Annotated in this window: 7 protein-coding genes; 1 reads left to right on the top strand and 6 read right to left on the bottom strand. The window is 37.7% G+C overall.

Features of this window, described 5'->3' with window-relative positions:
- The coding region (locus tag AB1422_16170; GenBank protein MEW6620845.1) for a hypothetical protein at positions 1-189 on the top strand (189 nt) is incomplete at its 5' end.
- Positions 190-230: 41 nt separating this feature from the next.
- Here the strand turns inward: AB1422_16170 and nuoF are convergent.
- The 6 genes from nuoF to AB1422_16140 form a co-directional block, all read right to left on the bottom strand.
- Positions 231-2,018 (bottom strand): NADH-quinone oxidoreductase subunit NuoF, encoded by a 1,788-nt coding sequence (nuoF, locus tag AB1422_16165; GenBank protein MEW6620844.1) that lies wholly within the window; start codon positions 2,016-2,018, stop codon positions 231-233.
- A gap of 308 nt (positions 2,019-2,326) precedes the next feature.
- On the bottom strand, positions 2,327-2,872 hold the full coding sequence (locus tag AB1422_16160) for a hypothetical protein (protein MEW6620843.1): 546 nt from the start codon (positions 2,870-2,872) through the stop codon (positions 2,327-2,329).
- 188 nt (positions 2,873-3,060) lie between these two features.
- Positions 3,061-3,303 (bottom strand): DUF2442 domain-containing protein, encoded by a 243-nt coding sequence (locus AB1422_16155; GenBank protein ID MEW6620842.1) that lies wholly within the window; start codon positions 3,301-3,303, stop codon positions 3,061-3,063.
- Between the two features lie 18 nt (positions 3,304-3,321).
- A complete protein-coding gene (locus AB1422_16150) occupies positions 3,322-3,555 on the bottom strand; it encodes a DUF4160 domain-containing protein (protein MEW6620841.1) in 234 nt (77 codons plus the stop codon).
- 300 nt (positions 3,556-3,855) lie between these two features.
- On the bottom strand, positions 3,856-5,007 hold the full coding sequence (locus tag AB1422_16145) for an iron-containing alcohol dehydrogenase (GenBank protein MEW6620840.1): 1,152 nt from the start codon (positions 5,005-5,007) through the stop codon (positions 3,856-3,858).
- An 8-nt stretch (positions 5,008-5,015) separates the two neighbouring features.
- Entirely contained in the window at positions 5,016-5,300 is a 285-nt protein-coding gene (locus AB1422_16140; protein ID MEW6620839.1) for a DUF1844 domain-containing protein, read from the bottom strand.
- Positions 5,301-5,509: the final 209 nt, after the last annotated feature.

Below are 5,509 nucleotides of genomic sequence, written 5' to 3'. Positions count from 1 at the left end.
GTTCCTACGGAACTGATTGATTTGTCTATCTATTCCTACCGATATTATGTTCCTAACGGAACGATTATTCTCATGCCTTATTTATGGGTATTATCCTATGTAAACTTCCAGTTAATAACCGCTATAAACAACGAAAGACCCGAAATGCACAAAAAAAGGAAATTTCTGTCTCTGGTGAATAGATTTTAATTTTTTTCTCTGCGTCTGTGCGGTGAACGGCTATGTTTATTTTATTCAATCGCCATAAAGCGACAGCTGGTAATACAGGTTTTACATCGAATGCATTTCTCTTTATCTATCTTTGCTACTTGTTTCTTTTCCCAGGTAATAGCACTTACAGGACAACTTTTGGCACATTGACCACACATTTTACACAACTCAGGAATTACCTCGAACTTCAATAAAGGCAAGCAAGAATGAGCGGGACAATATTTTTCTTTAATATGTGCTTCATACTCGCTCCGGAAATATTTAATGGTCGTTAATACGGGATTAGGTGCTGTTTGTCCCAGCCCACATAAAGATGTATTTTTAATATCTTCTGCTAATTCTTCTAATAATTCAATATCACCTTCTTTTCCCTGTCCTGAGGTAATTTCTTCTAATTTATCAAGCATTACCTTTGTTCCTACTCGACAGGGAATACATTTACCACAAGACTCATCTTGAGTGAATTCTAAGAAAAATTTAGCAATTCCAACCATACAGGTTGTTTCATCCATAACAACCATTCCACCAGAACCCATAATTGCACCAGTCTGGGTAATAGATTCATAGTCAACCGGGATATCTAAAAGACTTTCTGGAATACAACCACCCGAAGGACCACCCATCTGGACTGCCTTAAATTTACGCCTATTCTTTATGCCACCTCCAATATCATAGATAATCTGGCGTAATGGGATACCCATTGGAACTTCTATTAAACCGATATTGTTTATTGCACCCGTTAAAGCAAATACTTTAGTTCCTTTACTCTTTTCAGTGCCAAGACTGGCATACCAACTTCCTCCATTAAGAATAATCTGGGGAACATTGGCAAATGTCTCTACATTATTTAATACCGATGGTTTTTGCCAGAGTCCTTTATGAGCCGGAAATGGAGGTCTTGGTCGCGGCATTCCTCTTTTTCCTTCAATTGATGTCATTAATGCGGTCTCTTCACCACAAACAAATGCCCCTGCCCCTTGATAAATCTCTATTTCGAAATCAAACCCTGAACCTAAGATATCTTTTCCTAAAAGTCCATAGTCAGTTGCCTGTTCAATAGCAATCTCAAGTCGTTTCACGGCTAATGGATATTCTGCTCGAACATAGATATAGCCTTTATGAGCACCAATTGCCTTTGCTCCAATAATCATTCCTTCTAAAACCGCATGTGGGTCAGCTTCTAATATAGACCTATCCATAAATGCCCCTGGGTCTCCTTCATCTCCGTTACATAAAATATACTTAATATCCCCTTTCGCCTTAGAGCAAAATTCCCATTTTAACCCGGTTGGGAAACCAGCACCACCTCGACCTCGTAACCCAGAATCTTTTATTTCCTGGATTATTTCTTCCGGGGTCATTTCAAGTAATGCTTTAGATGCACCCAGATACCCATCGCGGGCAATATATTCATCAATCTTCTCGGCATCAATCAAACCACGGTTCCGTAAAGCCCGTAATATCTGACGGCTAAAAAATGGAATATCTCTCATTGCCGGAACAGGTTCTTTTTCTGCTGGAGGTGTGTACATTAAGTCCTTAACAGGTCGCCCTTTCAAGAAATGTTCTACAACTAAAAATGGTATATTTTCTGGTTTAAGTCCTTGATAAAATATACCTTCTGGATAAACAACCATTAATGGTCCCTGAGCACAGAAACCATTACACCCGGTTAAAACTATTCCAATTTCATCCTGCAGATTATGTTTTTTAAGTTCTTCTTCTAATGATGCTTTTACCTTTAATGAACCACTGGCAACACAACCAGTGCCCGCACAAATTAATAGGTTCGTTCGATATTGTTGCATTGTTTATCTCCTTTCGCCTGAAAATAGGAAGTAGAAAGTAGAGAGTAGAAAGTAGAAAGTAAAGAAAACATCACTCCTCACGCCTATCTCCTTACCTCCTACCTTCTATCTCCTACCTATCTATTTCCCTTATTTCCCTTTGCGTTCTTTGCGTGAAACTTCCTTTCCCCTGAAAATTGGACTCGGGGTTCGGATTTAGGGGTTAAGGAATTCTTTTATTCCCGAGTCCCGAATCCCGAGTCCCGAATCCCTTTATTTTCATTCTCCAGATGGCTAAATAGTTACAAGATTAATGCGGTTTCTATGTTTTATTTAACACTACCTTTTTTATCAGGTGGATTTTTCCCCTTATAAAAAATATTAGAGTAATATTGCTGGTAATAATCATTTTTTCTTTCTGTTGGGGAATAATATGCAGGGGTATCATCTTTATCTTGTTCAGATAGTTTTTTATAAATCGATTGCCCTAACCAGGGACTAAACATAGGTTCTTCAACTTTCAATCTTTCTGCGGTTGCATAATCAGTTGTCGTATAAGTCAGGGTAGAAGTTGCTACTTTCGAAATAGGCACATAGGGAACAGGTTCAGTTTTTTTAGCATATTTATATAATAATAATCCTGTGGGGGTGTGAGTTCCACCTCTTAAAGTAGATGTCCCACGCTCATATAATAACCCACTGCTTTGTTCTATTGATTTTAAAGGTGTAGTTTTCTTTTTCCCTTGTGAATATTTACTCCCATAAAATTTCGAGGAATAGACAGATTTTCCCAGTGAGCTATAGTCTTGCGCTCCTGAAGGAGATATATAGCCAAAGATTATGAGTAAAATTCCTATTAATTTATATTTCATCATTCATTATTCTCCTTGCTCCCCCTACCCTACTTACTTTCTTCGTAACTATTTACTCAACTGAAGTCTAACGCTAAAGTTCAGCGGCGGCGAGGAAAATTACCACCAACCTTTGTTAGCAAGATAAAACCTTGATAACCCGCAAAACTCTGACAAGCGGCATAGTCCCTGCCGTCCGATGCAACGATTTGTTAGCAATTTATTTTATCATATAATGTTTCTGGCGCAATATCGGCACCATTCGGCCATGCTATTGTCCCCCCATCAATTATGGCTTTTCTGAAAAATGCTAAATCTCGCAACGGCTTAAACACAGGGCCTTTAGCAATATATTCGGAAAAATCAACATTGCCCCTTTTCCCATCGTCAAATACAATATGATAGATATAATCTCTATTGTATTTAATTTCTTGAACCTCGTTCATATTCCACATATTTATATCTCGCCTCCCTCAATCCAATGGTGCAATCTTTCTTATTTCTTTTCCTTCACTTGCCAGCTGCCAATCTTTTTCAATCTCACCAAGATGTAAATCTATCCATTCTCTGACAAGCTTGGTCGCTGTCCTGGAACCTAAACTTCCCTTTGCAATATTACCCTCAAAATCAAAAACTGCCTTGCTCCCTTGGTACTCAGCATGTAAGTGAGGAGGACTATGCTCATCGTAGAACATCCGTATTACTATACCGAAAAATCTGGATATAATAGGCAGTCGGAATTTCCTTTTATTTTATTGCTAACGACAGAGTTCAGCGGCGTGCGTTAGCACGTCCGCTCTAACGACTTGTTAGCCTAATTATTATTTTATTCAGCCACAGATTAACACGGATAAAACACAGCATTATATCTTTTGTTATTCCTTCGACCAAACGGACATCTTAATCATCACCTATTTTTTTCTCTTTTTCCCGGTTTTTTCCATTTTCCCTTATTTACACCCTCAGATGGCTAAAGGTTACCTTTTTTCAATTTCTAATTTTGTCTATCATTCTCCAACCAGAGCGTTTTTAAGGATATTAAGCAAATCTTTAAAATTCGCCTCTCGTGGGTTATATTTTAAAGAAGAAGAGACCCCTTGAACGATAATTGGTAAATCCTGTTCTTGAACACCAAGACTGCTTAAACTAAAAGGTAATTTTAGACTTGAGATAAATTCTTCGATTAAAACTACGGATTCAAAAGCCGCTCCTTCGGTTGAAAGAGTCGTGGTTTGTTTATCCAGAAGATAAGCAATTTGGGCAAACTTTGGAATAGCGGCTTCTAAATTATACTCCATAACATAAGGGAGTAAAACCGCACAGGCCAGGCCATGTGGGAGATTGTATAACGGTCCTAAAGAAGCGGCTAATCCATGGACAGCCCCCAAACCAGCATTGGCTAATACCAACCCACCAAGCAATGAGGCTAAAGACATATCTGTTCTTGCCTTTTTATCCTGACCATCGAAAACTACCTTTTTTAAACTTGCACTGACTAATTTAATCCCTTGAAGAGCTAATGAATCTGTTAAAAGATTAGCCCCATTTGAAACATAACCTTCTATAAGATGAACTAAGGTATCCATCCCACAAATAGTCGTCATATTTGAAGAAAGTGTAAAAGTTAATGTGGGGTCAACAATCGCTACCTTTGCCATTAACGAATAATCTCGAATGCTTTGTTTAACCTTTTTTTCTTCATTAATAATAACTGCGTTATAAGTTGCTTCTGCACCTGTTCCAGCCGTAGTTGGTATAGCAATAAATGGTAATCCTTCTTTTTGTATTTTTCTACCTTCTTGATATTCAGCACAATCACCACCATCATTGGCTAAACCTGCTACTGCCTTAGCCACATCTAAGGAACTTCCGCCTCCTAGTCCAATGACCACTTCACATTTGATTCTTTTAACTAATGATAATCCTTCATCAACCATTTGTATAGTCGGTTCAGGTGTCACTTTATCAAAGAGAATTACTTCTAATCCTGCATCTTCTAAAGACTTACGCACATTATTCAAAATACCACTTTTAGCCATCGCCGTTTTACCCGTAATCAAACATACTTTTTTGCCAAATCTTTTCGTTTCAATGCCAACCGTGGCACTACTTTCCTCGCCAAATATTATCTTTGCTGGGGCAATAAATTCAAATTTCATCCTTATCCTTAACCTTCTTTCTTCTTTAGTGCTTCCAGATATTTCATTCTTAGATTATATAAAACATTCACTAATATCTCACTTTCTTCATTAGTTAAATTTCCTTTAGTCTTTTTTTCTAATATTCCCAACATATCGATACTCCATCTGGTTCCTTCAAGGTTCACTTTGCTTTCATTAGTAATTGGGTCTTTTATTTCACCCAAATGAATCATTCCAGAAGTAGATAACATAGAAATAAGGTCCAAAAAGTTACCTTCTTCTGGAGGTGTTTCTTTAATTTCATCAGACATTTTATCTTCTATCCTCCTCGTATAATATATATTGTTGGTCATTTTGAATGCCACAATCTTAATTCCTTATTAAATCCCCCAAGATTGGGGGTTGGGGGTTGAAAATAAAATTAAAAAATTAATTATTAGTACTGGTAGTGATGTGGAGAGTGTGGGTAACTCCAAAGGAGTTATCCAAGCAATTGTGGGTAAGTTGTGGACAGCTCTGC

Source organism: bacterium (assembly GCA_040757115.1).
In the GTDB taxonomy this organism is placed as follows: Bacteria; UBA9089; CG2-30-40-21; order CG2-30-40-21; family SBAY01; genus JBFLXS01.
Note: the sequence above shows the minus strand (reverse complement) of the source record. Positions and strands in the feature narration are given on the sequence as shown.